This window comes from Streptomyces sp. CA-210063, from assembly GCF_024612015.1.
In the GTDB taxonomy this organism is placed as follows: domain Bacteria; phylum Actinomycetota; class Actinomycetes; order Streptomycetales; family Streptomycetaceae; genus Streptomyces.
Window position 1 is genome coordinate 3,412,995 of record NZ_CP102512.1, and the last position, 26,674, is coordinate 3,439,668.

20 protein-coding genes are annotated in these 26,674 nt (G+C 71.3%); 6 read left to right on the forward strand and 14 right to left on the reverse strand.

Annotated features, from left to right (window positions below; translation table 11 throughout):
• The first annotated feature begins 16 nt into the window (after window positions 1-16).
• On the forward strand, window positions 17-1,465 hold the full coding sequence (locus JIX56_RS14590; RefSeq protein WP_257540841.1) for a zinc-dependent metalloprotease: 1,449 nt from the start codon (window positions 17-19) through the stop codon (window positions 1,463-1,465).
• Window positions 1,462-1,977, forward strand: a complete 516-nt coding sequence (locus JIX56_RS14595; protein ID WP_257540843.1) for an NUDIX hydrolase — start codon at window positions 1,462-1,464, stop codon at window positions 1,975-1,977. The genes JIX56_RS14590 and JIX56_RS14595 overlap by 4 nt, the downstream gene beginning before the upstream one ends.
• Window positions 1,978-2,110: 133 nt before the next feature.
• Here the strand turns inward: JIX56_RS14595 and JIX56_RS14600 are convergent, their stop codons facing one another.
• From JIX56_RS14600 to JIX56_RS14615, 4 genes are all read right to left on the reverse strand, one after another.
• Window positions 2,111-2,863: an AIM24 family protein gene (locus JIX56_RS14600; protein ID WP_257540845.1), complete on the reverse strand. Its 753-nt coding sequence runs from the start codon at window positions 2,861-2,863 to the stop codon at window positions 2,111-2,113.
• A 27-nt stretch (window positions 2,864-2,890) separates the two neighbouring features.
• The gene (locus JIX56_RS14605; protein ID WP_257540846.1) at window positions 2,891-3,568 is read right to left on the reverse strand and encodes an AIM24 family protein; all 678 of its coding nucleotides are present in this window, start codon (window positions 3,566-3,568) and stop codon (window positions 2,891-2,893) included.
• Window positions 3,569-3,576: 8 nt separating this feature from the next.
• Complete coding sequence (locus JIX56_RS14610; protein ID WP_257540847.1) at window positions 3,577-5,145, reverse strand: TerD family protein; 1,569 nt, start codon at window positions 5,143-5,145, stop codon at window positions 3,577-3,579.
• Between the two features lie 229 nt (window positions 5,146-5,374).
• Window positions 5,375-5,971: a M48 metallopeptidase family protein gene (locus tag JIX56_RS14615; protein WP_257540848.1), complete on the reverse strand. Its 597-nt coding sequence runs from the start codon at window positions 5,969-5,971 to the stop codon at window positions 5,375-5,377.
• A gap of 219 nt (window positions 5,972-6,190) precedes the next feature.
• On the opposite strand from JIX56_RS14615, the gene JIX56_RS14620 reads away from it, so the two are divergent.
• On the forward strand, window positions 6,191-7,453 hold the full coding sequence (locus JIX56_RS14620; protein ID WP_257540850.1) for a TOMM precursor leader peptide-binding protein: 1,263 nt from the start codon (window positions 6,191-6,193) through the stop codon (window positions 7,451-7,453).
• Complete coding sequence (locus tag JIX56_RS14625; protein WP_257540852.1) at window positions 7,446-8,801, forward strand: ABC1 kinase family protein; 1,356 nt, start codon at window positions 7,446-7,448, stop codon at window positions 8,799-8,801. Before JIX56_RS14620 ends, JIX56_RS14625 begins: the two co-directional genes overlap by 8 nt.
• 64 nt (window positions 8,802-8,865) lie before the next feature.
• Here the strand turns inward: JIX56_RS14625 and JIX56_RS14630 are convergent, their stop codons facing one another.
• From JIX56_RS14630 to JIX56_RS14650, 5 genes are all read right to left on the reverse strand, one after another.
• Entirely contained in the window at window positions 8,866-9,075 is a 210-nt protein-coding gene (locus JIX56_RS14630; protein WP_257540854.1) for a hypothetical protein, read from the reverse strand.
• Window positions 9,076-9,225: 150 nt separating this feature from the next.
• A complete protein-coding gene (locus tag JIX56_RS14635) occupies window positions 9,226-9,549 on the reverse strand; it encodes a hypothetical protein (protein ID WP_257540856.1) in 324 nt (107 codons plus the stop codon).
• Window positions 9,546-9,914 carry a WhiB family transcriptional regulator gene (locus tag JIX56_RS14640; protein ID WP_030038270.1) on the reverse strand — a complete coding sequence of 123 codons (369 nt, stop codon included), beginning with the start codon at window positions 9,912-9,914 and terminating at the stop codon, window positions 9,546-9,548. Before JIX56_RS14640 ends, JIX56_RS14635 begins: the two co-directional genes overlap by 4 nt.
• A gap of 171 nt (window positions 9,915-10,085) precedes the next feature.
• Complete coding sequence (locus JIX56_RS14645; RefSeq protein WP_257540858.1) at window positions 10,086-10,409, reverse strand: hypothetical protein; 324 nt, start codon at window positions 10,407-10,409, stop codon at window positions 10,086-10,088.
• 164 nt (window positions 10,410-10,573) lie between these two features.
• Window positions 10,574-12,793 carry an ATP-dependent DNA helicase UvrD2 gene (locus JIX56_RS14650; RefSeq protein WP_257540860.1) on the reverse strand — a complete coding sequence of 740 codons (2,220 nt, stop codon included), beginning with the start codon at window positions 12,791-12,793 and terminating at the stop codon, window positions 10,574-10,576.
• A 218-nt stretch (window positions 12,794-13,011) separates the two neighbouring features.
• On the opposite strand from JIX56_RS14650, the gene JIX56_RS14655 reads away from it, so the two are divergent.
• A complete protein-coding gene (locus JIX56_RS14655) occupies window positions 13,012-13,254 on the forward strand; it encodes a mycoredoxin (RefSeq protein WP_257540862.1) in 243 nt (80 codons plus the stop codon).
• 13 nt (window positions 13,255-13,267) lie between these two features.
• Here JIX56_RS14655 and nudC read toward each other — a convergent pair whose 3' ends face one another.
• The 5 genes from nudC to JIX56_RS14680 form a co-directional block, all read right to left on the reverse strand.
• Window positions 13,268-14,215 carry an NAD(+) diphosphatase gene (nudC, locus tag JIX56_RS14660; protein ID WP_257540864.1) on the reverse strand — a complete coding sequence of 316 codons (948 nt, stop codon included), beginning with the start codon at window positions 14,213-14,215 and terminating at the stop codon, window positions 13,268-13,270.
• A 95-nt stretch (window positions 14,216-14,310) separates the two neighbouring features.
• Window positions 14,311-15,723, reverse strand: coding sequence for a dipeptidase (locus JIX56_RS14665; RefSeq protein WP_257540866.1), 1,413 nt, complete (start codon window positions 15,721-15,723; stop codon window positions 14,311-14,313).
• 10 nt (window positions 15,724-15,733) lie between these two features.
• Complete coding sequence (locus JIX56_RS14670; RefSeq protein ID WP_257540868.1) at window positions 15,734-19,351, reverse strand: ATP-dependent DNA helicase; 3,618 nt, start codon at window positions 19,349-19,351, stop codon at window positions 15,734-15,736.
• Window positions 19,352-19,476: 125 nt separating this feature from the next.
• Window positions 19,477-22,848, reverse strand: a complete 3,372-nt coding sequence (locus tag JIX56_RS14675; protein WP_257540870.1) for an ATP-dependent helicase — start codon at window positions 22,846-22,848, stop codon at window positions 19,477-19,479.
• A gap of 311 nt (window positions 22,849-23,159) precedes the next feature.
• Window positions 23,160-23,525, reverse strand: a complete 366-nt coding sequence (locus JIX56_RS14680; RefSeq protein ID WP_306819851.1) for an MGMT family protein — start codon at window positions 23,523-23,525, stop codon at window positions 23,160-23,162.
• A gap of 185 nt (window positions 23,526-23,710) precedes the next feature.
• Here JIX56_RS14680 and JIX56_RS14685 point away from each other — a divergent pair, with 185 nt between their 5' ends.
• Window positions 23,711-26,512 (forward strand): lysylphosphatidylglycerol synthase domain-containing protein, encoded by a 2,802-nt coding sequence (locus JIX56_RS14685; RefSeq protein ID WP_257540874.1) that lies wholly within the window; start codon window positions 23,711-23,713, stop codon window positions 26,510-26,512.
• The last annotated feature ends 162 nt before the right edge of the window (window positions 26,513-26,674 follow it).

Below are 26,674 nucleotides of genomic sequence, written 5' to 3' on the forward strand. Positions count from 1 at the left end.
TCAGCCGAGGAATCCCGTGAGTGACACCCCATTCGGATTCGGCCTTCCGCCGGAGGAGCCGGACGACGGCGACGAGGGCAAGAAGAAGGACCAGCAGAGCGGTGGTGGTCAGGGACCGGCCAACCCGTTCGGCTTCGCGTTCCCCGGGGCCGGCGGCTCCGGCGCCGACAATCCGTTCGCAGCGATGTTCGGTTCCATGAACCCCACCGACCTGGGCGCCGCCTTCCAGCAGCTGGGCCAGATGCTCTCGTACGAGGGCGGCCCGGTGAACTGGGACATGGCCAAGCAGATCGCCCGCCAGACGGTCTCCCAGGGGACCGCCGACGGCACGAAGGACGCGAGTGTCGGCCCCGCCGAGCGCACCGCCGTCGAGGAGGCCGTCCGCCTGGCCGACCTGTGGCTGGACGACGCGACGTCCCTGCCGTCCGGCGCGGGCTCCGCCGTGGCGTGGAGCCGTGCGGAGTGGGTGGAGGCGACGTTGCCCGCCTGGAAGGAGCTCGTCGACCCGGTGGCCGAGCGGGTCGGCGGCGCCATGGGCGACATCCTGCCGGAGGAGATGCAGGCCATGGCCGGCCCGCTGATCGGCATGATGAAGTCGATGGGCGGCGCCATGTTCGGCCAGCAGATCGGGCAGGCCGTGGGCGTGCTCGCGGGCGAGGTCGTCGGCTCCACCGACGTCGGCCTGCCGCTCGGCCCGGCCGGCAAGGCCGCGCTGCTGCCGATCAATGTGGATGCGTTCGGCAAGGACCTGGGCGTCGGCAAGGACGAGGTGCGGCTCTACCTGGCCCTGCGCGAGGCCGCCCACCAGCGGCTCTTCGCTCATGTCCCGTGGCTGCGCTCGCACCTGTTCGGCGCCGTGGAGGGCTACGCGCGCGGGATCAAGGTCGACACGGCCAAGCTGGAGGACGTGGTCGGCCAGTTCGATCCGCAGAACCCCGAGGAGCTGCAGCAGGCGCTTCAGCAGGGCATGTTCCAGCCGGAGGACACCCCGGAGCAGAAGGCCGCTCTGGCCCGTTTGGAGACGGCTCTTGCGCTGGTGGAGGGCTGGGTGGACGCGGTGGTGCACGCCGCCGCGAAGCCGCGCCTGTCGTCCGCGGACGCACTGCGTGAGACCCTGCGCCGCCGTCGCGCGACGGGCGGTCCGGCCGAGCAGACCTTCGCCACGCTGATCGGCCTGGAGCTGCGCCCGCGCCGTCTGCGCGACGCCTCCCGCCTGTGGGCCTCCCTCACGGACGCGCGCGGCGTCGACGGCCGCGACGCCCTGTGGGCCCACCCGGACATGCTGCCCACCGCCTCCGACCTGGACGACCCGGACGGGTTCGTGCACCGCGAGCAGTTGGACTTCTCCGAGCTGGACAAGATGCTCGGCGAGGCCGCGGGCGGCTCCACCGAGAAGCCGGACCTGAAGAAGGGCGGCTCCACCGAGAAGCCCGACCTGAAGAAGAAGGACGACGACACCGAGTGAGCCTGCACGACGACACGGTCCTCGTACTGAAGAGCTACGAGGACCAGGCCGAGCTGCGCCAGGCGTATCTCGACCATCTGGCGGCTCACCCGGACGGCGTGTGGAAGGCGTGCGGCGCCGGGCACATCACGGCGAGCGGGCTGGTGATCGACCCCGAGCGCGGACAGGTGCTGCTCACCCTCCACAAGAAGCTGCGCATGTGGCTCCAGATGGGCGGCCACTGCGAGCGCGACGACACCACCCTGGCGGGCTCCGCTCTCCGGGAGGCGACGGAGGAGTCCGGCATCACGGGCCTGACGCTCCTGCCGGGGGGCCCGGTCCGCCTCGACCGCCACCACACCCCGTGCGCCTGGCATCTGGACGTCCAGTACGCGGCGCTCGCGCCCGCCGGAGCCGTGGAGGCGATCAGCGACGAGTCCCTCGACCTGCGCTGGTTCCCGTACGACGAGGTGGCGACCGTGGCCGACGAGTCGGTCGTACGGCTGGTGGAAGCCACTCGGGCGCGGCTCTGATCTCGCTCTTTCGCGTGGACTCGGCGGTCTGCCGGTGTGGCACCGACAGGCCGTGGGAAGGCCCCGTTGGGGGAACAGACGCGGTAAGGGGCGTCCGCAATGGCGGCACGCCCCTTACACATGTCCCCGCTGATCAGTTGCGGCTGCCCCCGAGGGAGTTTCCGCTCAGTCCGCCGGAGCCCATGCCGAACTGTCCGAGCACCCCGGACGTACGCAGGTGCTGCGGCGGCAGCAGCTCGCTCGGCTGCACCAGGACATGCCCGGTGCCGCCGAAGTGCATCTCCCAGCCCTCACCCGTGGAGCCCCTGCGCCGCCACACGGCGGAGGTGGAGGTCGGCGCCTGGAGCTGTGTGCGCAGCGAGGTGGACCAGGCGATGACGGCGTCCGAGTCGACGCAGATGTTCTTCTCGGGGGTCACCTCGAGGGCCAGTGGCTCACCCGACGTCATCAGGACGATCTTGCCGCCACCGGACAGCTCCAGGTTGTACGCCCCGGCCGAGGCGACCTCTACGGCGCTGTCCACGGCGACGATGCCGACGTTCAGGGAGCCGTCGAAGGCGAGGACGGCGGAGGAGTCGACGGTGATGCCGCGGCCGACCTCCATGATGTGCAGGTACTGCGCGAAGTTGGCGAGATAGACGATCCCGTTGCCCTTGCAGCGCATGAGTTCGAGCCGCTCACCGGTCATCCGCTCGGCGTTGCGCCAGCTGCGGTTGCGGTACTGGCTGTCGAACTCGACCTGCCCCTCGAAGGCCACCATGGCGCCCTGACGGGCCAGGACGGGACTGCTCCCGATGGTGACGTCCGCCTTGAGCAGCTGCGGATTCTGCAGCGTGTAGCGCTCGGTGTGGTTCACCGGGATGTGCGCGAAGAGTGTGCTGTGCATGGTGTGCTGTTCTCCTCTCAGCCCCGGTCAGCCACGGATCTTGAAACGGTCGCCGGTGTCCTCGCTGGGCTGGACGACCACGAAGCCCTGCCCCTTGAACCCGATCTGGAAGGCCTCTCCGCTGCCCCGGCCGATGAGCGCGCCGGCCTTGATGGTGCGGCGGGCCTTCATGTCGAGGCCGTCGGTCCAGGCGATCAGCGCGTCCGGGTCGACGTAGGTCTCCCGTTCGGCGCAGTCCAGGGAGATCGGCACGCCCCGGCTGACCAGGGCGACCCATCCGGTGCCGCGGATCACGAGGTTGGTGAGGCCGGAGCCGGAGAGCTTGGCGAGGCCCTTGACCGGCTCGATGGTGAGCTGGAGGGAGGCGTCGCAGGCCAGCAGGGTGGGGCCGTTGACGGACAGCGCCTCGTTGTTCAGATGGAGGATGAGGACGTCACCGCCGTAGTCGGCGAGGTACAGCTCCCCGTCGCCCCGGCAGAGCATCAGCTTGCCGCCCTCGCCCGTGACCATCTCCTCGGCGCTGCGGCGCAACGTGGCGGGCGGACCGTCGAACTGCACATAGCCGTCGTACGCGATCATCGAGCCGGCCTTGGCCAGGAGGTCCTGACCGGTGACCATGGTGACCTTGAGCGTCTTGGAGCTGTGCACGCTCATACGGACGCCGGTGGATGTGGAGCGGTGCGCGTTGAGTGTCTGGAGGTCCATGCTCTGCCTCACACCTCGAAGGGCTGGACGACGACGAAGTTGCCGGGGGCACCGCGGAACTGGAGGTTCACGGCCTCTTGGGTCTGCCGGGCGTACCCGGAACGGCGCAGCCTGAGCGAGGTCGTGGTGACGGCCTGCGCACCGGCGGACCAGGCGATGACGGCGTTGCCGTCGACGTAGGTGGCCGGGCCGACGGGCAGGACCACGGGAACGCCGCGCGTTTTTACGACGACCGCTCCCGTGCCGGAGAAGAGCATGCTGAACAGACCGCCGCCGGGCAGGCCGGCGCCCTCGATACGGCGGATCTCGGTGTCGAGCGCCTCGTCGAAGGCGAGGACTCCGCGCGCGCTGGTGTAGAGCTGCTCGTTCTCCAGGCGGATGACGAAGAGGCGGCTGCCCTCGTCGGCGAGGAACACCTCACCGTCTCCGGAACAGCGCATCAGGGCCATGCCCTGGCCGGTGAGCTGACCCGTCAGCTTGCCGAGCAGGCCGGAACCCTTGTGGGCGAAGTCGATGTCGCCCTGGTAGGCGACCATGCTGCCCTGCTTGGCGAGGATGTTGGCGCCCTTGGTGAGCGTCGTGCGCACCATCTGCGGGTTCTGCTCGGTCCAACGGTCCCCGACAGGCGCCTCGGAGTACTTCGTCAGGACCACGCGCAGTCCCGCCTCCGGAGGCACGGGCGCGAGCTGTGTTCCGCCGCCGAAGGGCTGCGCCTGCCCCGGGAAGGCCGCGGGGGCACCGGGAGGCGTGAACGGGCCGCCTTGCGGAGCCGCGCCAGGAGGCGTGAAGGGGCCGCCCTGGGGCGGGACGCCGGGCGGGGTGAAAGGCCCACCCTGTGGTGCGGGTGGGACCGTGCCGCCGGGCGGCGTGTTCAGGGGCGCGGCGATCGTGGGCGCGGCGTGCACGGAGGGTGAGGGCGCCGGGGGCGCGAACCCCTGCGGGGGTTCCGGGGCCGGGGCGGCCGGAGCGGCAGGGGCACCGAACGCGGGCGGGGCGAAGCCGGGCGCGGCGTCGGACTGCGGCTGCTGCGGTGCGGCGGGGGGCTCCTCCTCGGCGACCTCGCCACCGAAGTTCTTCAGCAGCGCGTCGAGGCCGCCGTCGAAGCCCTGTCCGACGGCCGCGAACCGCCAGACGTCCTTCAGGTAGAAGTCGCCCAGCATCACGGCGCGCTCGGTGGAGAACTCGGAGCCGTCGAACGGGTACCGGGCCACTTCCTCGCCGCCCGCGACGATACGGACGTAGCCGGGGGAGATCTGCGACATCTGCCCGTCGCCGTCGATCGTCGCCGTGAAGGACAGCTTCTGGATCTGCGGCGGGATCTTGTCGAGGGTGACGCGGAAGGACTCCGTGTCACCCGACTGGGCCCCCAGGAGCTGGATCGACTCCTCGGGGGTCTTCGGCTGATTGAAGAAGACGAAGTAGCGATCGTCCGAGAGCCGTTCGTCGGCGTCCAGACCGAAGCAGCTGATGTCGAAGGTCAGTCCGGGGGCGGAGATCTGTACACCCACGTACAGATCCGTACCCGCGGTGAGGTCACTGATCTTGGCCTTGTGGCCGCGTTGGAATTCCCTGGCCATGCGTAACGACCGTCCCCCATCCCGAAAGTGAGTGCGCCTGCGAGTGCGTCGCGCCAGGCTAACCGCAAAGTCCTGAGGCGTACGAGGCTGGTACAGAGACGGTACAAAAGCGCGACTTCGGTCACCCGTTCCACAAACGCACACACGCGCGCGAGGTGTCCGTTTCACCTCACTCGTCCTCAGGCCGCGGGGCGCGACTCACCCTCTGCTGGACGGCCGCGCGGTGCTGTCACTCGTCGCGCGCGGCCGGCAGATGCGGCAGCCGGTCGGCGGCCACCACCCCTTCGAGGTAGCCGCGAGCGCGCTCGGTGCGCGGATAGGCCTCCAGCAGCTGCCAGAAGCGGGGCCCATGACCCGGTACGAGCAGATGGGCGAGTTCATGGAGGAGGACGTAGTCGATGACGTACTCGGGCATGCCCTGCAGCCGGTGCGAGAGGCGGATGCTGCCCTCGGCGGGGGTGCACGAGCCCCAGCGCGTGTTCTGGTTGGTGACCCAGCGGACCGTGGTGGGCCGGGCGCGACCGCCGAAGTACTGGTCCGAGAGCCGGGCGGCGCGCTCCACCAGTTCGGTGTCGCCGAGGAGCCGTTTGCTTTCCTGCGCCGCCAGCTTGTCGAGCATGACGGTCACCCAGCGCTGCTCCTCCGCCTCGGACATTCGAGCGGGGATGAGCACGACGGTGCGATCGCCCTCGCGGTACGCCGAGACCGTTCTGCGCCGTCTCGCGCTCCTGCGGACCTCGATCGCGCTCGCCCCCGAGCCGCTTGGCGGCTGGCTCGTCGTGCTGCGCTGTGGCTTTCCGGCGCGGTGCAGTGGGTCGGCGGGCACGCCCCGACGTTACCCGCTGCACACGGGGGAAGTCCCGCCTCCGGGACGGTTCGATATCGATCCGCACTCCGAGCGCCTGATTTGTACGAGGAATGCCGTCGCCTGTGGACAACTCTCGACACGCTTCGTCGCGGTCCGTGCATGCTGGCACTCGTCGGCGGACCAGACACTCGCACCGTCGGCACACGGGGACCTTACTTCTGGCTACGGGGGCCGATCATGCATCCGATGGTGAAGCCCGCGCTCCGGCGCGGCTGGCGGGATCTCAACACCGTGCAGTTCGGTCTGGCGCCGGCGCACGCCATGGTGCTGGGCCCGATGGACACGGCGACAGGCAGCTTCCTCGCCTTGCTCGACGGCACACGCGGGCTGCCGCTCCTGCGCGACGAGGGACGGCGCATGGGCCTGCCGGACGGTCATGTGGACGGGCTGGTGGACCGGCTGGCCCGGTCCGGGCTGCTGGACGACGCGACGGGCGGCGGCCCGGCCGCGGACGACCTGCGCGGCAAACCCGAGGTTCTGGACCGGTTGCGCCCCGACGCCGCCACGCTCTCCCTGGTCGTGCCCGAGCCGGGCGAGGCAATGAAGCGTCTGGCCGCCCGCCGGTCACTGAGGGTGCAGGTGCGCGGCGCCGGGCGGGTAGGGGCGGTGCTCGCCTCCCTGCTGTCGGGAGCCGGCGTCGGCGAAGTCGATGTGCGCGATGTCGGCAAGGTCGAGCCGTGGGACGTGACGCCGGGTGGTCTGCCGGCCGAGTCGATCGGCGAGCGCAGGGATGCGGCAGCGCGCCGAGCGGCTCGGCACGCGGCACCCGATCGCCCGCCCCGGCGCCGCCGCGGACCGCAGCCGCCGGACCCGTCCGAGGACGTGTCGACGAACCGCCTCCGTGAGGAGCCCGGCTTCTCGCTGGTGGTCCTCGCCCCACGCGACGGTGTCGACGTCCACGCCCCCAAGCCTGCGGCCGCCGAGCCGCTCATGGCCTCGGGCACACCCCATCTCTATGCGGGTGTGGTGGAGGGGACAGGAGTGGTCGGCCCCCTGGTCCTGCCCGGTGAGACGGGCTGTGCGGGCTGCCTCGACCAGAGCCGTACCGACCGCGACGAAGCGTGGCCGCGGCTGGTCGCGCAGTGGCGGTCCGGTCGCCCGCGCCAGGTCGAGGCCTGCGATCTGGCCCTGGCCACGACCGTCGCCGGACTGGCCGCCGGGCATGCGCTCGCCTTCCTCGACGGCGGGATGCCGTCCAGTGCCGGCGCACGCTGGGAGGTCTCCGTGCCGGGGTTCGACTGGCACCCGCGCCCGGTGTGGCCGCACCCCGAATGTCCCTGCTCAGCCACTGAGCAGAGTGCCGTCGGGAAACGTAACGGGGAACACACCGCAAAGGACGGGGAGGCGCGGGAGACAATGGCGGTGCATCAGCGGTCAACGAGGTTGTCCCGCAAGGCACACGCGGCACGGCCTGCTGGGACTTGGAGGGCGCATGTCTGATCTTCCCCGGAAGGCGGTCACCCGGACCGCCAAGCTCGCCGCGCTTCCGCTCGGCATCGCAGGCCGGGCCACCTGGGGACTCGGCAAGCGAATCGTCGGTGAGTCGGCGGATCTCGTGGGCCGCGAACTCCAGCAGCGCACGGCGGAGCAGTTGTTCAAGGTCCTGGGCGAGCTGAAGGGCGGCGCGATGAAGTTCGGGCAGGCCCTGTCCGTCTTCGAGTCAGCGCTCCCCGAGGAGGTCGCGGGTCCCTACCGCGCGGCGCTGACGAAGCTCCAGGACGCGGCGCCCCCGATGCCGACCCGCACGGTGCACTCCGTGTTGGAGGAGCGCATCGGACAGGACTGGCAGGAGCTGTTCCTGGAGTTCGACGACAAGCCGGCCGCCGCGGCCTCGATCGGCCAGGTGCACCGTGCCGTGTGGCACGACGGCCGTGCGGTCGCCGTCAAGGTGCAGTACCCGGGCGCGGGCGAGGCCCTCCTCTCCGATCTCGGCCAACTCAGCCGGTTCGCCCGTCTCCTGGGCCCCCTGATCCCGGGGATGGACATCAAGCCGCTCATCGCGGAGCTGCGGGACCGCGTCTCCGAAGAGCTCGACTACGGCTTGGAGGCCCAGGCCCAGCAGGCGCACGCGGAGGAGTTCGCGGACGACCCGGACGTCGTGGTCCCGGCCGTGGTGCACCAGTGCGAGCAGGTGCTGGTGACCGAGTGGATGGATGGCACCCCCCTCTCGGAGGTGATCACCGACGGCTCTCAGGAGCAGCGCGACCGGGCCGGCCAGCTGCTGACCCGCTTCCTCTTCTCGGGTCCGGCCCGCACCGGCCTCCTGCACGCAGACCCGCATCCGGGCAACTTCCGCCTCCTGCCGGACGAGAAGCGCGGCTGGCGACTCGGCGTCCTCGACTTCGGCACGGTGGACCGTCTGCCGGGCGGCCTGCCGGCCCCGATCGGTGAGGCCCTGCGGCTGACCATCGAGGGTGAGGCCGAGGCGGTCTACGAGATGCTCTGCGCGGAAGGCTTTGTGAAGGAGTCGATAGACCTGGACCCTGACGCGGTGCTCGACTATCTGCTGCCCATCATCGAACCGGCCCGGGCGGACGAGTTCGCCTTCGCCCGCGGCTGGATGCGCAGCCAGGCCGCCCGCATAGCCGATCCCCGTTCCCCCGCCCACCAGTTGGGCAAGCAGCTGAACCTGCCCCCGTCCTACTTCCTCATCCACCGGGTGACCCTGAGCACCATCGGCGTCCTGTGCCAACTCGGCGCGACGGTCCGCATGCGCGACGAACTGGAGGAGTGGCTGCCGGGGTTCATAGTGGAAGAGGAGGAGGGCGAGACAGCCGCGGAGGCTTGAGCGCCCGGACGGCCGCGGCCGTGCGCTGGCCATCAGCAGCGCGGCAGCGGTATCCGTTCAGGGCTCACCACCGGGCCGAGTCCAGTCGGCTCTCGATCGCTCGCAGGTTCTCCCTGGCGCAGTTCCCGCAGAAGTAGCGCCGTCCGCCGTTCTCCACGGAACAGCTCCACAGGGGCTGAGGAGCTGCGGCGGCGGTCCCGCAGTGGGCGCACATGAGGGTCTGGGGTTCCGCGGCGGGGCCGCTGTTGTCGCTGTCCCCGGGAAGACTCGTCACTCGGCGACGATATCGCCGCGGCCGACGGATCCATGGTCACAACGCACCGCGGGGGCCGATCCGTTCGGACCGGCCCCCGCGGGGAGCCACTGCTACGGGTGGTTCTGATGTGCCTGTCCAGGCTGGTTCATGTCGGATGCCGCGTGGCGGCTACTGCATGACCGCCATGGCGAGCGCACGGCGGGCGCGCAGGGAGGCGCGCTCGGCCCGGCGCTGCATCCGGCGGGCGACCGCCAGGCGCATGGCCCGGCGTTCCTGCTCGGCCTGGTGCAGGCGCTCGTGCATATGCGCACGGGCCAGGGCTTCTGGCATGAGATGCATTTCTCGGGTCCTGTTCTGACGCGAGGCGTTCGCGCCTGTGGTGGTGAAGTCTGGAGTCACGGAGCCGGCGGGCTCGCTCGTGGACGGCTTCATCGGGGCCTGCTTCTTGGGATCGTGCGTGAGGGGGCGGTCGATCGTTCCGGTGATGTTCATGCCGTGACCGGGTTCTTGCGCGGGCGACCACGAGGCCGCTTGCGGGCAACGACGACACCCTGGACGAACAGCTCGCCACCCCAGACGCCCCAGGGCTCACGCCGCTCCTTGGCGCCGGCGAGGCAGGCCTCGACCAGCGGGCAGGTACGGCAGAGGGACTTGGCGTACTCGACATCGGCCGGCGACTCGGCGAAGAAGACCTCCGGGTCGTAGGAGCGGCAGGGGACGGGTACGCCGAGGTTCTCGATGGCGTCGTCGAGCGCGGTGAGCGCGGTGAGCGGGGTCAAGGTGGAGTCCTCCGTGAGGCCGGGCGGGGGGATCGTTTCGGAAGGCGGTACGGACGGGGCGTGCGCTTCGAGTTGCACGGTTCGTCTTCCTCGTCTGGTCGTTCCGGCCTGTTGGCCGGTGGCGGCTGGTACCGGGTTCTTTTCTTGTCCCGAGGCCCCTTCGCTCCGCAGTCCCCGGTCGGGGACAAACAGAAGGGCCGCGGATCCCGGATGGGGTTCCGCGGCCCTGAAGGCGCCGGCCTGATCGGATCAGGCTGGATCACTCCAGGGTTCAGGCCCACGGAAGGCCCACATCAGGTGGTGCTGCGTCGTCTGCTTCCGGAATCCGGCACCGGCCGCCGCAAAGGCATAGGCATGCGCCTGTGCCGCTACTGCTGCTTCCAGTGCCTTGGTCGGTCGCTCATTGCGCTCGCGGACGGGAAGACCCGCCAGAGACACGGAGGACGCCGGACGGCCGCCACTGATGGCGGACAGACCGGTACCCAAGTTCGAGACGCCGAGCATGCACGTGGAGACGGCCGAGCGATCGGTCATTTTGACCGTGCTGATGAAGCTGGTGTTGATGCTGATCACTGGACTCGCCTCCTCTCGGCGTCTACGGGGACCGGCGCGAACCAATCCGACGGATATGAAGTACACCACGAAACCAGGGCCTTCGAGAAGGCCGCTGCTCTCGTGCCTAAGAACCTATGGGGATTGCTGGGGCATGCGCAAACTATTTTTTCGACGAGTTCGTATCAGCCGCTCTCGTCGCCATCCCCAGGCTCCCGACCTGCGCAGATGTCGAGAACATCAGCGCCGTAGCGCTGCAGCTTACGGGCGCGGACACCGGGGATGCGACCGAGTTCAACCGGAGTACTCGGCCCCGCTTCCGCGATGGCCATCAGCGTCCGATCGGTGAAGATGCAGAAGTCCGGCTGGCCGCTGCGCCGCGCCTGGATCGCGCGCCACTCGCGCAATCGCTCGTAGAGGCCCTCGTCCATGTCGGAGGGGCAGTCCTCGCAGCGCATCAGCTTCATGTCACCGGCGTCCCGCAGGGTGCGGCCGCAGACCCGACAGCGGGCCGGGGTACGGCTGGTGCGGCGCGGGACGGTCTCGGTGCCGCCTGCGACGCCGCGCGGTCGGCCGCCCGCCGAGCCCAGTTCGACGCCTCCGGGGCCGCCCGCTCCGGTCCGGCCGGCCGTGGCGGTGGATCCGGGGCGCAGGCCGTTCAGGAAGCGGCTGGGGCGACGGTTGGGGCGGCTGCCGGGTGATCGGGACAGGGCCCAGGAGACGGAGAGTTGTTCCCGCGCGCGGGTGACGCCCACGTACAGGAGACGCCGCTCCTCCTCGATCTGCTCGTCCGTTCTCGCGTAGGTGATCGGCATCATGCCCTCGGCGACACCGACCAGGAAGACGACGTCCCACTCCAGGCCCTTCGCGGAGTGCAGGGAGGCGAGGGTGACGCCCTGGACGGTCGGGGCGTGCTGGGCGTTCGCCCGTTCATCGAGTTCCGCCACCAGGTCGCCGAGTGTGGCGTCCTGCTTGGCGGCGGTGAAGTCCTGCGCGAGGTTCACCAGGGCCGCCAGTGACTCCCAGCGCTCCCTGACCGCGCCGGAGCCCGCCGGCGGTGCACCGGTCCAGCCCTCGCCGGACAGCACGGCCCGTACCTGTGAGGGAAGGTCGACGGCGTCTTCGAGGAGGGTGTCGTTGCCGCCGAAGCGGGCGGCGGCTCGCAGTGAGGCCCCCGCCTTGCGTACCTCGGGACGGTCGAAGAATCGTTCCGCGCCGCGCAGTTGGTAGGGCACTCCGGCGTCCGCGAGGGCCTGCTCGTAGGTCTCGGACTGGGAGTTCGTACGGAACAGGATGGCGATCTCGCTCGCGGGGACTCCGGAGGCGATGAGGTCGCGGATGCGGCGGGCGGCGCCCTCGGCCTCGGCCGGCTCGTCCGTGTACTCCGTGTAGCGGGGCTCGGGGCCCGGCGGGCGCTGGGAGATCAGTTCGAGGCGATGGTCGGCGGCACGGCCGCGGGCCTGGGAGAGCAGGCCATTGGCGAGGTGGACGACCTGCGGGGTGGAACGGTAGTCGCGGACGAGCTTGACGACGGTGGCCCCGGGATGGCGGTGACGGAAGTCGAGCAGATGGTCGGGAGTTGCGCCGGTGAACGAATAGATCGTCTGGCTGGCGTCGCCCACGACGCACAGGTCGTCCCGGTCGCCGAGCCACAGTTCCAGGAGGCGCTGCTGGAGGGGGCTGACGTCCTGGTACTCGTCGACCACGAAGTGCTGGTACTGCGAGCGGACCTGCTCGGCGATGTCGTGCCGGTCCTGGAGGATGCCGACCGTGAGCAGGAGGACATCCTCGAAGTCGATGACGGCGCGCTCGCGTTTGAGGTCCTCGTACATGGAGTAGATCTGGGCGATCTCGGCCGGGTCACGGGGGGCCTCGCGGCCGTGCTTGGCGGTTGCGGCGGCGTAGTCCGCGGGGACCGTCCGGGTGACCTTGGACCACTCGATCTCGGCGGTGGCGTCCCGTAGTTCGTTGCGATCGAGACGGATGCGGCAGGCGGCGGCCGCGTCCGCGACGAGTTGGATCTTGCGGTCGACGATGCGTGGCATGCCGCCGCCGACGGCCTTCGGCCAGAAGTACTGGAGTTGGCGCAGCGCTGCCGAGTGGAACGTCCGGGCCTGGACTCCGGCGGCGCCGAGCTGGCGGAGGCGTCCGCGCATCTCGCCGGCGGCGCGGTTGGTGAAGGTGACGGCCAGCACACTGGCGGGCTGAAGGATCCCGGCGCGCACTCCATAGGCGATGCGGTGGGTGATCGCCCGGGTCTTGCCCGTGCCGGCGCCCGCCAGCACGCACACCGGACCGTGCAGGGCGGTCGCCACCGCGCGCTGCTCGGGGTCGAGCCCTTCGAGCACCGCGTCGGCCGAGTCGGGGACGTGCGGGAAGAGGGTGGAGTGCGTTGCTGGTGTCACATGGCCATGCTGCCAGGTCGCCGGAGACGGCTGAGCCGGTTGTCCACAGGCAGGCACTCGCAGTCGTACTAATGCGGCAGGCGCGCCCGCATTCCGGTGCGGCGGGCGCCCCGGCCGCGGTGGTGGACCCCACCCGCCCACGGGAATGGCGGGCCTGTCGCGTACGTTCCCCTCACTGCGACCACGCATCCCCCGGACCGTGAAGGAGCGCCAGGAACATGGCGGGCACTGTGACGATGTACAGCACCACGTGGTGCGGCTACTGCCGTCGGCTGAAGAGCCAGATGGACCGCGAGGGCATCACGTACAACGAGATCAACATCGAGCATGACCCGGAGTCCGCCGCGTTCGTGGAGAAGGCGAACGGCGGGAACCAGACGGTTCCCACCGTCCTCTTCCCGGACGGTTCGACGCTCACGAACCCCTCGCTGGCGCAGGTCAAGCAGAAGATCGGCGCGTAACGGCGGAGGAGTGCTAGCCGGTGTGACCTCGCGTCGGCAGGGGCTTTCCGTACCAGAGTTCGATCAGTCGGGCCGCGATCGAGATGCCGTAGGGAGGCAGGACCTCCCCGGACTCGAACGCGGCCCGCAGCTCTTCCCGGGAGAACCAGCGGGCCTCGTGTATCTCGTCGCCGTCGACGTCCACGGCGGTCGAGGTCGCACGGGCCATGAAGCCCAGCATGAGGCTGGAGGGGAAGGGCCACGGCTGGCTGGCGATGTACTCGACCTGGCCGACGGTGACACCGACTTCCTCGTGGACCTCGCGCCGCACTGACTGTTCGATGGACTCGCCGGGCTCCACGAAGCCCGCCAGGGTGGAGAAACGGCCCTCGGGCCAGTGGACCTGGCGGCCGAGCAGGATGCGGTCCTCGTCGTCCGTGACGGCCATGATCACCGCAGGGTCCGTGCGCGGGTAGTGCTCGGCGCCGCAGGCCTGGCAGCGGCGGATGTGCCCGGCCGCCGCGATGACCGTGCGCTCGCCGCAACGGGAGCAGAAGCGGTGGGTGCGCTGCCAGTTCTCCAGGCCGACCGCGTGCACCATGAGGCCGGTGTCGCGCGGTGACAGCAGCATGCCCGCCTCGCGCAGTCCGGCCGGGCGCGCGGACTGGTCCATGCGGCCGGGAAGCGTGTCCTTCTGGAGTGCGAAGTAGCTCACACCCTCGGCGTCGGTGCCCAGGAAGTAGCGGTGCGCCTCGGTGAGGGGCGCCTCGAAGGAGGGGATCATGACGAGTTCGGTGGTGCCGTCCGGGGTCTCGTCGATGAGGACCTGGCCGCCGGAGACCACGAAGCAGCGGGTCGTGGGGTGGCTCCACGCCGCCGCGAGCCAGGCCTCGTCGAGCCGGTGGTGGGCGGCCCGGTCGATGCCGCTCGGGGCGGTGAGCGCGATGGGTCGGTCGGCGGTGTGGTCGGTCCAGGTGGTCACGGGTGCTTCCAACTCCCCCGGTGAAACGGTTGATTGGGCGGGCGGTTCGGCGGGGCGTGCGGCGGGCGGATGCGCTGGGGCGTGCGAGGCCTTCTTCAGTGTGCCTCGCGGGAGCTTTGGGCCAGTTCGCCCCAGAGGTACGCACTGGTCTCGACGCCCTTGAGGAGCAGGTCGATCTCGACCTTCTCGTTGGGGCCGTGCCAGCCGTCGGAGGGGACGGAGATGCCCAGGAAGAGCACGGGCGCGTCGAGGACTTCCTGGAGGTCGGCGGCGGGGCCGGAGCCGCCCTCGCGCGTGTAGCGGATCGGCTGCTGGAAGGCGCGGCCCATGGCCCGTACGACCGACCGCAGGGCCGGGTGGTCCAGGGGGGTCAGGCAGGGGCGGGTCGACCCACTGAACGTGATCTCGTAGCGGATCCCGGCGGGGATCCGCTCGGCGGCCCAGGCGGTGACGGCCTTCTGGATGTGGTCCGGGTCCTGACCGGCGACCAGGCGGAAGGAGAGCTTCACCATGGCCGAGGACGGGATGATCGTCTTGCTGCCCGCACCCTGGTAGCCGCTGCCGATGCCGTTGACCTCGGCGGTCGGGCGGGCCCAGAGGCGCTCAAGGGTGGTGTGTCCGGCTTCTCCGTACGTCGCCGTCGACTTGGCCGTGGACAGCCACCGCTGCTCGTCGAAGGGCAGTTCGGCGAAGAGTGCGCGCTCGTGGTCGGTGAGTTCGACGATGCCGTCGTAGAAGCCGGGGATCGCCACGCGCGCGTGCTCGTCGTGCAGGGCGGCGACGAGGCGGGCGACCTCGGTGGCCGGGTTCGGTACGGCGCCGCCGAAGGAGCCGGAGTGGATGTCCTGGTCGGGCCCGTGCAAGTGGATCTCGCACTCGGCGAGGCCGCGCATGCCGGTGCACACGGTGGGGGTGTCCTCGGCCCACATACCGGTGTCGGAGACGACCACCACGTCGGCGGCGAGCCGCTCGGCGTGCTCCTCGACGAGGGCGCGGAAGTGCGGGGAGCCGGACTCCTCCTCGCCCTCGATCAGCATCTTCAGGTGGACGGCGGGGGCGGTGCGGCCGGTGGTGGCGAGGTGGGCGCGGACGCCGAGTGTGTGGAAGAACACCTGGCCCTTGTCGTCGGCCGCCCCGCGCGCGTGGAGGCGGTTGCCGCGGATCACCGGCTCGAACGGCTCGGTGTCCCAGCCGTCGGCCCGCGCCGCGGGCTGCACGTCGTGGTGCCCGTAGACCAGGACCGTGGGGGCGTCGGGGTCCGCGGAGGGCCATTCCGCGAAGACCGCGGGGGCACCGGGCGTCTCCCATATCTCCGCGGTGGGGAAGCCGGTCTCCTTGAGTTTGGCGGCCAGCCAGTCGGCGCCGCGTCGTACGTCCGTCGCGTGCTCGGGCTGGGCCGACACCGATGGGATGCGCAGCCATTCCACGAGGTCGTCCAGGAAGGCGGCGCGGTGGTTCTCGATGTACGTACGGACGACGCTGACGTCGCTGTCAACGGGCTGGCTCATGCTCACGAGCCTATCGGCCCGCACCGACATGCTCGTCCGGCGGTTCGTCCGTGAACACCCCCGGCCCGTCCGCCGACGACTCCGGGCCCTCTGTGTTCGCATCCGATCGGGCGTCGGCGCCGGGCTCCTCCAGGAGGAGCCGCTCCAGCGCTTCTCGGTCGGGGAGATCCCCGGGGCGTACGAGGTCCCCGGTACGGACGTACAGGAAGGCCGCCCCGACGGACTCCAGGGGCACGCCCTGCTGCTCGGCCCAGGCGAGCCGGTAGAGCGCGAGCTGGAGCGGGTCGGCGGTGCGGGTGCGGGTGGTCTTCCAGTCGATGATCTCGTACGTCGTCGTCCCGTCGCCGTCGCTCTCGCGGTAGACGGCGTCGATACGGCCGCGTACGACACGTCCGGCGATGCCGAGCTGGAAGGGTGCCTCGACGCGGTACGGCGTGCGGTGGGCGTACGGCGTGCGTTCGAAGGCGTCCTTGAGGGCCTCCAGGTCCAGCTCGTCGGCGATCTCGGCCTCGCTGCCGGGCAGTTCCTCGGGTTCCAGCATGGGCAGCCGCAGCTCTTCGAAGCGGGCTTCGACCCAGGCGTGGAACCGGGTGCCGCGACGCGCCGCGGGCTGGGGCGGGCGTGGCATGGGGCGCGCGAGTTCCTGTGCGAAGCCGTCCGGATCGGCGGCCAGGCGCATCAGCTGCGAGGCGGTCAGCGACGCCGGCAGGGGTACGTCGGTGACCTTCGCGCGGGCACGCAGGAGCTCTCCGGTGAGGGCGTCCAGGTCGCGGTCCCAGGAGGCGATGGTGCGGGCGTCCTCCGGGGTGAGTCCGGACGATGCGGCGGGGGGCCTGCGGGCGTGCGGCACGACCGGCGTCCGCTCGTCCTGTCCGGGGTGGGGCACGCGCGCGTGGGGGGCCTGTGCGGGGCGGTCCGGCGACCAGGAGTCCCAGTCGTGCCCCTCGTCGAAGTCCTCGGCGACATCCGCAGGGAAGCCGTCCTCCTCGTAGAAGGCCTCGTCAGGGAAATCGTCGTCCTCGTAGAGGTCTTCTTCGTCGTCCGGCGGGGGTGGCCAGTCCGGGTCGTCGTAGGAGTGGGGGTCCGGGGCGTGGGCGGCGCCCGGGTGCGTGTCCTCGTGGGAGGTGGCCCTCTCCAGGTGGGCCAGTACGGTCTCGGCGGCCGCGCGGCGCCGTGTCAGGGCCATGTCGTCGAGCGGCAGGGGCCAGGCGCGGTCGGCGGCTGCTTCGTGGAGGGCGGGGTTCTCGGCGTCCTCCTCGGGTTCGTCGGCCCACGCCTCGATCTCGCCGTATCCGGCGGCACAGTGCGCGTACAGATCGAGCAGGAAGTCGGACGGTCCGCGTGGGCGCTTCTGGGAGGGGCCCCACCAGTGGCCGGAGCCGAGGAGCAGCGAGCGGGGGCGGGTGAACGTGACGTAGCCGAGGCGGAGTTCCTCGGTGTGCTGGTGGTCCTTCATGGCCTCGTGGAAGGCCTTCAGGCCCCGTGAGTCCCAGGCATCGACGTCGGGGAGGGTGTCGGCGTCGCCGCGCAGTCGGTGCGGCAGGACCTTGCCCTGGGCGGTCCACTTCTCTCGGCCCTGGGTGCTCGGAAAGGTACCGGTGACCAGGCCGGGGACGGCGACGACGTCCCACTCCAGGCCCTTGGACTTGTGGGCGGTGAGCACCTTGACGGTGTTCTCACCGCCCGGCAGGGCGTTGTCGAGGCCCTTCTCGTACTGGGCGGCCGTACGCAGGAATCCGAGGAAGGCGAGCAGGCCGGCCTCGCCGGCGCTGTTGGCGGCGAAGGAGGCCGCGATGTCCAGGAAGTTGGACAGGGTCTCGCGGCGGCGGGCGGCGAGCGCGTGCGGGGACGCGGAGAGTTCCACCTCCAGGCCGGTGACGGCGAGCACCCGGTGGAGGACGTCCATGAGCGGGTCGGCGAGCGAGCGGCGCAGGTCGCGCAGTTCGGCGGCGAGTCGGGCGAACCGTACGCGCGCGTCCGGTGAGAACGGCAGCCCGTCGTCCACGCCCTCGGCTTCGAGCGGCAGCTCCAGGAACGTGTCCAGCGCGTCCGCCAGCGAGATCACCTCGGACGGGTCGACGCCCTCGACGGCTGCGGCGAGCCGGCGGTCCGGGTCGTCGTCGCCGTCCACGCGCGCGTGGGACACGAGCAGCCTGGCGCGGCGGCCCAGGAGGGCGAGGTCGCGGGGGCCGATCCGCCAGCGCGGGCCGGTGAGGAGGCGGACGAGGGAGGCATTGGCGCCGGGGTCCTGGAGGACCTCGCAGACGGCGACGAGATCGGCGACCTCGGGCAGGTGGAGGAGTCCGGAGAGGCCGACGACCTCGACGGGGATGTCGCGGGCGACGAGCGCGCCCTGGATCTCGGCGAAGTCGGTGGCCGTGCGGCACAGGACCGCGATCTCGCCGGGTTCCTTGCCGGTGCGCACGAGGTGGGCGATCGAGTCGGCGATCCAGCCGAGTTCCTCGGCGTGGGTGGGCAGCAGGGCGCAACGGACCATGCCGTCGCGTTCGGCGCCGGGGGCGGGCCGAAGGGCCTCCACGCCCGCGTGCATGGCCCGCAGGGGCTCCGCGAGGCCGTTGGCGAGGTCGAGGAGGCGTCCGCCGCTGCGGCGGTTCTCACTGAGCGCCTGGCGGGTCGCGGGGCGGCCGTCGGGGTGGGCGAAGTGCTCGGGGAAGTCGTCGAGGTTGGCGACGGAGGCTCCGCGCCAGCCGTAGATGGCCTGGCAGGGATCTCCGACCGCGGTCACGGGGTGGCCGGTGCCGCCGCCGAACAGGCCCGCCAGCAGGACGCGTTGGGCGACCGAGGTGTCCTGGTACTCGTCGAGCAGGACCACCCGGAACTCGTCCCGCAGGATGCGCCCCACCTCGGGGAGCTGGGCGAGGCCGGCGGACAGGGCGATCTGGTCGCCGAAGTCGAGAAGGTCTCGCTCGCGCTTGGCCGCCCGGTAGCGCCCCACCAGTTCGGTGAGTTCCCGTCGGGCGGCGGCCGCCTCGGGGATCTTGCGAAGGTCCGCGTTGGTGAGCTTCGCACTCTCCAGTTCGCGCAGCAGTTCGGCGTCGTACGCGCGCAGGTCCTCGGGGCGGACGAGGTGCTCGGCGAGTTCGGAGTCGAGGGAGAGCAGATCGCTGACCAGGTCGGGGAAGGAGCGGGTGAGCGCCGGATACGGGCCCGTGGACTCGCTCAGGACGCGCGCGGCGAGTTGGTAGCGGGTGGCGTCGGCGAGGAGCCGGGAGGTGGGTTCCAGGCCGATGCGCAGGCCGTGGTCGGTCAGGAGGCGGCCCGCGAAGGCGTGGTACGTGGAGATGACCGGCTCACCCGGCGGGTTGTCCGGGTCGATCACGTCCGGGTCGGTGATCCCCGCTCTGACCAGGGCTTTGCGTACGCGCTCGGCGAGTTCGCCCGCCGCCTTGTTGGTGAACGTCAGTCCGAGCACCTGTTCGGGGGCGACCTGTCCGGTGCCGACCAGCCACACCACGCGCGCGGCCATCACCGTGGTCTTGCCCGACCCGGCTCCGGCCACGATCACCTGCGGGGCGGGCGGCGCGATGATGCACGCCGTCTGCTCCGGGGTGAACGGGATGCCGAGGAGCTCCTTGAGCTGCTCGGGATCACTGATACGGGCGGACACCCCAAAGAGGCTAGCGCCGGCCACTGACAGCGGATGCCGGATCGCCCTCCGTGCAGGGAGAAGCGCTGGTCAGCACGTGCGGTGCTGTCGGTCACTCCTGACGGGGACCAGGTCCGCCCCCGGCGTCACTCGACCACGTGACGGCCTTCCGGGCGGGCACTGCACGACGCCCGGAATGAGCAGTGTGTGCAGTGCTGTCCCGTGGTCGGGGAGAAACGTTCGTCCAGGACCTTGCCCGCGGCCGTGGCCAGGAGGTCGCCGACCCACTCGCCTGCCGCACCATCAAGGGGGTCCTGCGCCTGCACCTTGGGAAGGGCCTCGCCGCCGTTCTTCTTGGGGGCGCCCTGCCGCAGTTGAACCAGTTCGGCGCCGCCCGCTTCTGGGCGTGTGCCGCCGAACGACTCGTCGACGGCCCCCTCGCGGACCGCGAGCTGGTACACGGCGAGCTGGGGGTGGCGGGTCACCTCGGCGGAACTCACGGGCTGCTTGCCCGTCTTGAAGTCGACGACGTATGCGCGGCCCTCGGTGTCGGCCTCGACGCGGTCCATGGAACCGCGGATGCGCACCTCGTAGTCGCCCGCTTCGAGGGTGACGTCGAAGTCGTGCTCGCTGGCCACCGGGGTGCGCCCCGTGCGGTCCATGACATGCCACTTCAGGAAGCGTTCGAGCGCCACGCGCGCGTGCTGCTTCTCCTGCTCCGACTTCCAGGGCGCGTCGAAGGCGAGCGCGTTCCACACGGAGTCGAGGCGCTCCATGAGGACGTCGAGGTCGGCGGGGGTGCGTCCGGAGGCGACCTCGTCGGCGAGGACGTGCACGACGTTGCCGAAGCCCTGGGCGGCGGTCGCGGGCGCGTCGGCCTTCACCTCGCGGCCCAGGAACCACTGCAGGGCGCAGGTGTTGGCGAGCTGGTCGAGGGCGCTGCCGGACAGCACGACGGGCTGGTCACGGTTCCTGAGCGGGACCTTGCTCTCGGTGGGCTCGAACATGCCCCACCAGCGGTACGGGTGCGCCGACGGCACGAGGGGGCGGCCGTCCTCGTCGCTCAGCGCGGCCAGTCGCGCCAGGCGCAGGGCGGCGGCCTCGCGGAGGGCGTCCGACACGCGCGGGTCCACCGTCGTGGCCCGCAGTTCGGCGACGAGAGCGGCCACGGACAACGGGCGGCGGGGGCGGCCGGTGACGTCCTTGGGTTCGACCCCGAGTTCGGCCAGGAAGCGGGAGGGCTGGTCGCCGTCGTCCGCGGGGGCCTTCACCGCGGTGACGACGAGGCGCTCACGCGCGCGCGTGGTGCCCACGTAGAACAGTCGTCGTTCCTCCGCCAGCAGCGCGCCCGGGGTGAGCGGTTCGGCGAGACCGTCGCGGCCGATGCGGTCGGCCTCCAGAAGCGAGCCGCGGCGGCGCAGGTCCGGCCACAGGCCCTCCTGGACGCCGGCGACGACGACCAGGCGCCACTGGAGGCCCTTGGAGCGGTGCGCGGTCATCAGGCGCACGGCGTCGGGGCGTACGGACCGTCCGGTGAGCGTGTCGGCGGCGATGTCCTCGGCCTCGATCTCCGCCAGGAAGTTGAGGGCGCCCAGGCCACCGGTGCGTTCCTCCGCGCGGGCTGCCGTGGCGAACAGCGCGCACACGGCGTCGAGGTCACGGTCCGCGTTGCGTCCGGCCGCGCCACCTCGCCGCGCGGCCCGCTCCAGGCGGCGTGGCCACGGAGTGCCGTCCCACAGCTCCCACAGCGCCTCCTCGGCCGTACCGCCGCCCGCGAGGCGCTCACGGGCCTTCCTCAGCAGCGCGCCGAGGCGTTGCGCGCCCCGCGCGTACGCCGGATCGTGCGCCACCAGCCGCTCCGGCTCCGCCAGCGCGCGGGCCAGCAGCTCGTCCGAGGGCGGCGGTACGGGGTTGCCGCCGGCCCGCTCCTCCTCGCGCAGCGCGCGGCCGAGGCGCCGCAAATCGGCGGTGTCCATGCCGGCGAGGGGGGAGGCGAGGAGAGTGAGCGCGGTCTCGGTGTCGAGCCAGGAGGGCTGCGGATCCGCTGCGTCAGTAGGCCCTTCGGGTCCCCCGGCTTCCACGGAACCCGCTGCTTCCGCCGAGGTCACGGGTGTCGCGTCCCCCAGCTCCGCCCGCGCCACCGCCCGCAGCGCCGTCAGCAGTGGCTGTACGGCCGGTTCGTGGCGCAGGGGCAGGTCGTCGCCGTCGATCTCCAGGGGTACGCCCGCGGCGGTGAGGGCGCGCCGCATCGAGGGGATCGTGCGGGCGCCGGCGCGCACCAGGACGGCCATCTCGCTCCAGGGGACGCCGTCCTCCAGGTGGGCCCGGCGCAGGACGTCCGCGATGTTGTCCAGTTCGGTGCCGGACGTCGGGTACGTGTAGACCTCGACGCGGCCCCCGTCCCGTACGGGCCTGAGCTCGCGGTGGGCCCGTACCTTCTCCGCCGGGAGACGGGTGAGCGGCATGCGCTGGGTGAGCAGACGGGTGGCGGTGAGCAGGCCCGCTCCCGAGCGGCGGGAGGTCCTGAGGACGGCGACCGGGGCCTGGCGGCCGTCCGCGCGCGGGAAGGCGGCCGGGAACTCCAGGATGCCGTTCACGTCGGCGCCCCGGAAGGTGTAGATCGACTGGTCGGGGTCGCCGAAGGCGACCAGAGTGCGGCCACCGCCGGCGAGGGCTCTCAGCAGCCGCACCTGCGCCGGGTCGGTGTCCTGGTACTCGTCGACGTAGACCGCGTCGTACTGCGCGGCCAGGCGCTCTGCGACGCCGGGGCGGCCGGCGAGGAGCACCGCGCGGTGGACGAGTTCGGCGTAGTCGAGCACTCCTTGCAGGTCGAGGACGTCGAGGTACTCGGCGAGGAAGGCGGAGGCCGCGAGCCAGTCCGGGCGGCCGATGCGCGCGGCGAAGGCCCGCAGGTCCTCGGGGGCCAGGCCCAGTTCGCGGCTGCGGGCGAGGACCGCGCGGACCTCGTCGGCGAACCCGCGCGTGGTGAGGCAGGCGCGCAGTTCGTCCGGCCAGCGCACATGCGCGAGGCCCAGGTGCTCCAGATCGGGCTGGCCCGCGAGCAGTTCACGGACCGCCACGTCCTGTTCGGGGCCGGACAGCAGGCGCAGGGGTTCGACGAACAGGTCGCTGTCCTGATGGGCGCGGACCAGGGCGTAGCAGAACGAGTGGAAGGTGGTGGCCTGCGGGGCGCGCGCGGCGCCCATGCGCAGGGCCATCCGGTCACGCAGTTCCACCGCCGCCTTGCGGCTGAAGGTCAGGACCAGGACGCGCGAGGGGTCCGCTCCGCGGGCTACGCGGGCCGCCACGGACTCGACGAGTGTGGTCGTCTTACCGGTACCGGGACCTGCGAGAACGAGCAGAGGACCGGTCTCGTGGTCAACCACGCCGCGCTGCTCGGCGTCCAGACGAGGGGGGTCCGTCCGGGCCGGCGGGGTACGCACCAGTCGGTAAGCGCCACGGCTCCCCTGTCGCACCTGGGTGTGCGACAGGTGCCTGGTGGAGGAAGAGGAGCTCACGTGGTTCGCCGGTCCTGGTGGGTGTGCGAGATGTCACTGCCGACGCGGTGCGCCGCCGTCGAAGGGTGGTGGTCGGGAAACGGGTGGGAAGCCCGCCGCTCGTCGAGGGCGGTGGCGGCGGGGTGAGAGGGACGCGTGCAGCCGACGCTACGCCGACGGATGGTGCGGAAGCAGGGCTTCCCCTTCTTCCCTCCCGACTCGCATGGCACCTGCGTCCCTCGCCCCACGAACGTACGGCATACCGCCGACGTGCCCCGCTTCCCCCGTACGGACCAGGGGTCGCACCGAGGTCCGCCGGATGCCGGAAGCTGTCAGGTGTGACCTTCCGCGCGTACGCCGCCGTCCCAGCGCGCCCGTCTCATGTCGACGCGCGGCGCATGGCCCCCGGTGGCACGGCTCGCCTCGCGCAGAGGCGTGCCCTCCGCGCGGTAGTGGTCCAGGGCTCTCAGTTCATGGCCGGGCAGCAGGACACCGTCGGAGCGGACCACCCGCCACCACGGAACCGCGCCTCCGTAGAGGGCCATCACCCGGCCCACCTGGCGTGGGCCGCCCTCCCCCAGCCATTCGGCGACGTCCCCGTATGTCATGACCCGACCGGGCGGGATCAGGTCGGTGACATCGAGGACCCGCTCCGCGTACTCCGGCAGGGCGTCCGCCGGAAAGCTCTCCTCGCTCATCCGCCCCATCCTGCCCCACCCCACCGACAATGGGACGTGGTGGCCGACGCGTGCGTCCCTCGCTCCGGGGGCGGTCTTCGGGCAGACTGTGCGCCCCCGCATTGCACCCTGATGCCCCTGTGTGCCCACCGGGCATGCCACCATCGTGCGGGCGGTGACTGGTGATACGAGACCAAGAAGAGACGATGAAGCAGCAGAGCGTGCACCCCGATGACGCGGCGGGCACCTCTGACGCTTCGTCGCGCCCGAACGCCGCCGACGGGGACGACAAAGGCGCCGTAGACGTCTCGAAGAAGGACTCCGGCGCCGCCCCGCCTCCGGCCGAAAAGGCCTCCCCCAAGACGTACGAAAACGAGAAACCGCAGGTCGAGCGGGACGAGGACGACTTGGAGGACGCCCACGCCGAGGAGGTGGAGGGCGACGAACCGCTGCTCCCCGCGCGCGTGCACCGTCCCTCGGACCTCATGCGGCTGTCGGTCGGCATCCTCGGGATCATCGTCCTGCTGGCGATCGCCGCGTTCGCCCACGGCACCACCTCCGGGCTCGAACAGGACATCAGCAAGGGCACGGGGCAGGCGCCCGATCTCCTGATCAAGCTCGCGGGCCTCGGGTCGAGCATCGCGATCCTGCTGGTGCCTGTCGCCTTCGCGATCGAGCGGCTGATCAAGCGGGACGGGCTGCGCATCGCCGACGGCGTGCTCGCGGCGGTCCTGGCCCACGGGGTGACGCTGGCGACCGACCTGTGGGTCGCCCGGGCCGCCCCGGACTCGATCCAGGAGGCGCTCACCCAGCCCTCCCCCGGCGACATCCATGCCCTTACCGACCCCGTGCACGGCTATCTCGCGCCGGTCATCGCGTACATGACCGCCGTCGGCATGTCACGCAGACCGCGCTGGCGGGCCGTGCTGTGGATCGTGCTGCTGCTGGACGCCTTCTCGATGCTGGTCACCGGCTACACGACACCGTTCTCGATCATCCTGACGGTGCTGATCGGCTGGACCGTCGCCTACGGGACGCTGTACGCGGTCGGCTCGCCGAACGTGCGTCCGACCGGCCGGACCCTGATGGCGGGCCTCAGGCGGGTCGGCTTCAAGCCGGTGAGTGCGGCCCGTGAGGAGATCCCCGAGACGACGGAGGGCGGTGACCGGGGCCGCCGGTACTACGTGACGCTGGAGGACGGTCCACCCCTGGACGTCACCGTGGTCGACCGGGAGCAACAGGCGCAGGGCTTCTTCTACCGGGTCTGGCGTCGGTTGACGCTACGTGGAATCACCACGCGCCGCAGCCTCCAGTCGCTGCGCCAGGCGCTGGAGCAGGAGGCCCTCCTCGCGTACGCGGCCATCGCGGCCGGCGCCAACGCGCCCAAGTTGATCGCGACCTCCGAACTCGGGCCGGATGCCGTGATGCTCGTCTACGAGCACACCGGCGGGCGGACGCTGGACTCCCTGGCGGACGACGAGGTCACCGACGCGCTGATGTCCGACACCTGGCACCAGGTGAAGGCACTCCAGTCACGGCGCATCGCACACCGCAGGCTCGTGGGCGACGCGATTCTGGTGGATCGTTCCGGCACAGTGATCCTGACCGATCTACGGGTCGGCGAGATCGCGGCCGGCGACCTGGTGCTGCGCATGGACGTCTCCCAGTTGCTGACGACGCTGGGTCTGCGGGTGGGCGCCGAGCGCGCGGTGGCGTCGGCGGTCAGCGTGCTCGGCCCCGACGCGGTGGCCGACTGTCTGCCGCTGCTGCAGCCCATCGCGCTGTCGCGCTCGACGCGCGCGACCCTGCGCCGACTGGCCCGTGACCGTGCGGAACGCGAGCGCGAGGCGGTCCTGGAGGCGTCCCAGCTGGCGAAGCAGGCCCGCGCGGAGGCGCACGAGGAGGCCACCGAGCCCGGCAGGGCCGACAAGAAGGCCGTACGGGCCGAGCAGCGGGCCGAGAAGCGGGCGATCGACGAGGCCCTGGAGGAGGCCCGCGAGGAGGACCTGCTCACCCAGATCCGCCACCAGGTGCTGCTGATCAGGCCCCAGGCACCGGTCGAACCGGCCCGCCTGGAGCGGGTCAAGCCGCGCACGCTGATCAGCCTCATCGCCGGCGCCATCGGCGCGTACTTCCTCCTGACCCAGCTCACGCACATCGAGTTCGGGCCGCTCATCGAGAACGCCGAGTGGGGCTGGGTCGCAGCGGCCGTGTTCTTCTCCGCGCTGAGCTATGTCGCGGCGGCGATGAGCCTGCTGGGCTTCGTGCCGGAGCGGGTGCCGTTCCTGCGGACGATCGCGGCGCAGGTCGCCGGCTCGTTCGTGAAGATCGTGGCGCCGGCCGCGGTGGGCGGTGTGGCACTCAACACACGCTTCCTGCAGCGTGCGGGGGTGCGGCCGGGGCTCGCGGTGGCGAGTGTCGGTGCCTCGCAGTTGTTCGGGCTCGGCTGCCACATCCTGATGCTGCTTGCGTTCGGCTATCTGACCGGCACCGAGAAGACGCCGTCCCTGTCGCCGTCCCGCACCGTCATCGCGGGCCTGTTGACGGTCGCGGTGCTCGTCCTGGTGATGACGTCGATCCCGTTCCTGCGCAAGTTCGTCGTCACGCGCGTGCGGTCGCTCTTCGCCGGAGTCGTGCCGCGCATGCTCGACGTGCTGCAGCGGCCGCAGAAACTGGTCACCGGCATCGGCGGCATGCTGCTCCTCACCGGCTGCTTCGTGATGTGCCTGGACGCCTCGATCCGCGCCTTCGGCAACGAGGACGTCTCGATCAGCATCGCCAGCGTCGCCGTCGTCTTCCTCGCGGGCAACGCGCTGGGGTCCGCGGCGCCGACCCCGGGCGGCGTGGGCGCCGTCGAGGCCACTCTGACGGTCGGTCTGATCGCCGTCGGCCTCCCCAAGGAGGTCGCCGCGCCCGCGGTGCTGCTGTTCCGACTGCTGACCCTGTGGCTGCCCGTGCTGCCGGGATGGCTGGCCTTCAATCAGTTGTCACGAAAGGGAGCCCTCTAGAGGAGCCCACGCGCGCGTGGGCTCCCGTTCCGATCACACGCGGGTGCACGCGTGCGTGAAGCAACGTCCCCCTGCAACGGGTACACGCGCGCGCGAAGGCATGCCTTCCTTTCACCCGCACGGCTCGCGCCCCGAGCGGGCCGATGCGGCCCGTTCCAGGAT

Excerpts from the sequence above, each read along its gene's own strand:
- JIX56_RS14600 (WP_257540845.1), bottom strand. The coding sequence starts at position 2,863 with ATGCACAGCACACTCTTCGCGCACATCCCGGTGAACCACACCGAGCGC.
- JIX56_RS14605 (WP_257540846.1), bottom strand. The coding sequence starts at position 3,568 with ATGGACCTCCAGACACTCAACGCGCACCGCTCCACATCCACCGGCGTC.
- JIX56_RS14610 (WP_257540847.1), bottom strand. The coding sequence starts at position 5,145 with ATGGCCAGGGAATTCCAACGCGGCCACAAGGCCAAGATCAGTGACCTC.
- JIX56_RS14620 (WP_257540850.1), top strand. The coding sequence starts at position 6,191 with ATGCATCCGATGGTGAAGCCCGCGCTCCGGCGCGGCTGGCGGGATCTC.
- JIX56_RS14625 (WP_257540852.1), top strand. The coding sequence starts at position 7,446 with ATGTCTGATCTTCCCCGGAAGGCGGTCACCCGGACCGCCAAGCTCGCC.
- JIX56_RS14635 (WP_257540856.1), bottom strand. The coding sequence starts at position 9,549 with ATGAACATCACCGGAACGATCGACCGCCCCCTCACGCACGATCCCAAG.
- JIX56_RS14655 (WP_257540862.1), top strand. The coding sequence starts at position 13,012 with ATGGCGGGCACTGTGACGATGTACAGCACCACGTGGTGCGGCTACTGC.
- JIX56_RS14665 (WP_257540866.1), bottom strand. The coding sequence starts at position 15,723 with ATGAGCCAGCCCGTTGACAGCGACGTCAGCGTCGTCCGTACGTACATC.
- JIX56_RS14680 (WP_306819851.1), bottom strand. The coding sequence starts at position 23,525 with ATGAGCGAGGAGAGCTTTCCGGCGGACGCCCTGCCGGAGTACGCGGAG.
- JIX56_RS14685 (WP_257540874.1), top strand. The coding sequence starts at position 23,711 with ATGAAGCAGCAGAGCGTGCACCCCGATGACGCGGCGGGCACCTCTGAC.